Source organism: Cuspidothrix issatschenkoi CHARLIE-1, from assembly GCF_002934005.1.
In the GTDB taxonomy this organism is placed as follows: Bacteria; Cyanobacteriota; Cyanobacteriia; order Cyanobacteriales; family Nostocaceae; genus Cuspidothrix; species Cuspidothrix issatschenkoi.
In genome coordinates this window covers 1-1,881 of the sequence record NZ_PGEM01000229.1, presented here as the reverse complement: position 1 = coordinate 1,881, position 1,881 = coordinate 1, and the positions used below count along the sequence as shown (strand labels likewise).

Here is a 1,881-nt window from a genome sequence, read left to right as displayed (position 1 = left end):
AAGGAGCAGGTAATTTTAATGCTAGAATTGTCACTAATTTACCAGCAGATGGAATTTATTTAATAATTGCCAATTCTTCCGAAAGGGGGGAAACTGGTAATTATAGTTTACAGGCAAATGTCAGACCATAAAAGACATTAGATCCCCGACTTCTTTAAGAAGTCGGGGATCTGTCACCTCACGAAGGAATGAATGAGATCCCCAACTCCTAAGATCAATTTATCATTTATGGACATAACAAAAAAAGAAGTCGGGGATCTGCGAGAATTATCAAAATTCAACTTTATCAACATTAATTTTTTAACTAAGGACTCAAAAATCATGAAATTACAATCACTTTCCACCTGTTTAGGATTAACAACATTGACCTTAACCATGAGCATAAATCCTGGTTTTAGTCAAGACAATGCTTCTGAAAATCAACCCAATCAAGTCACATTTTTCTGTCAAGAAATATTTGATCAAGCCAGTGGTGAAAAAGTTCCCGCTACCATTGCTTGGGTTCATGAACGACAAGGTCACGTACGGTTTATTGGTTGGAAATCCGAGTATTTTGCCAAAGGTGGCTGGACTCCCCAAAAACGTTGCCAAGAAGTATCTAAAAAGTTCCAGAATTTTTATGAAGCAGGTCGTTTAAATAACTTGACTACGGGTAAAAATCAGGGTTATTCTGTGGTTTGTGCTGTGGCAAGTGATGAACAAAATTGTAATGGTAACAATCAATTATTTACCCTAAAAAATCATACTGACCCAGGATTAGTTCTAAAGCGACTTATGAATATAGCCCAGGGTACAAGTTCAGAACCACTTTGGCAAAGTTCAGGAAATAGAAAGTATGTGAATGTGGGTAAGTATTTGCAAAATGCCCCACTCGTGAATATTAAAAAATAGCCATTCTTCACATTCACGGTATTTAAAACAGAACCTCAAACTTCCCATAGTCGGTTTTAACCGACTTTAGCTATTAGAGAGGGAATTTATTCCCTGGCTAAATCTGGCTGGCTAACATCCCTCGTTTATCTTGTTTATCGAACAACAAATTCAAAGAATGGTGCGTTACGCTGTCGCTAACGCACCCTACAAATCATCTACTAATCAACAACTACCATGAACCGGAATCTTGCCATTATTTCCTCCTTATTATTCCTATCTTTCCCATCATTGACATTAGCAAATGTTCCCTATTCCTTAGCTCAAACAATTACCCCGGCTACCTGTAATATAAAACCCGATAACCCCGAAAGTGGAGAATATGATTCACCACAAAAACTCCAAACTCTTGCTAAACAAATTACCGTCAGAGTCATGGGTGATAATAACAGTGGTTCAGGAACAATATTTGCTAAAAAGGGCAATTCTTATTTAGTTGTTACCAACTCCCATGTTTTGCTGGGAGTTAATAAAGTTCAAATTAAAACACCTGACAATCAAATCTATTCAGCCCAAATTTTGCCTAATACTAATTCTGATAAACTAGATTTTGATAAACTAGATTTAGCCGTTTTGCAATTTACATCTAATCAAAATTATTGTCTACCTAAAGAAATTGCTAGTTTCGATATTAATACAGATACACCAGTTATAGCCGCTGGCTATTCTAGTAGCAAAGGAGAAATGTTATTTAGAACTGGAACAGTAAAACAAATAATTTCTCAACCAAGTTTAAAAGATGGTTATGAAATTGGCTATACCAGCAATATTCAACAAGGAATGAGCGGCGGTCCAATTATTAGTAGTCTAGGGTATCTCCTGGGAATTAATGGCATTAGTCCCTATCCTTTAGACAATTCTGCTTATGTTTATACCAACGGAAAACGCCCCACAAATCCAGAAATTCAAGAGTTCAGAAAAACAAGTTGGGGAATACCACTAACAACAGTT

2 protein-coding genes are annotated in these 1,881 nt (G+C 36.4%); both read left to right on the top strand.

Features of this window, described 5'->3' with window-relative positions; genetic code table 11:
* Positions 1 to 321: 321 nt before the first annotated feature.
* A complete protein-coding gene (locus CUN59_RS20805; protein ID WP_104389593.1) occupies positions 322 to 891 on the top strand; it encodes a COP23 domain-containing protein in 570 nt (189 codons plus the stop codon).
* A gap of 216 nt (positions 892 to 1,107) precedes the next feature.
* Positions 1,108 to 1,881: S1 family peptidase (locus CUN59_RS20800; RefSeq protein WP_133164065.1), on the top strand; the 774-nt coding region annotated here is incomplete at its 3' end.

Bases quoted from the DNA above. Each gene is read 5' to 3' on its own strand.
- CUN59_RS20805 (WP_104389593.1), top strand. From the start codon at position 322: ATGAAATTACAATCACTTTCCACCTGTTTAGGATTAACAACATTGACC.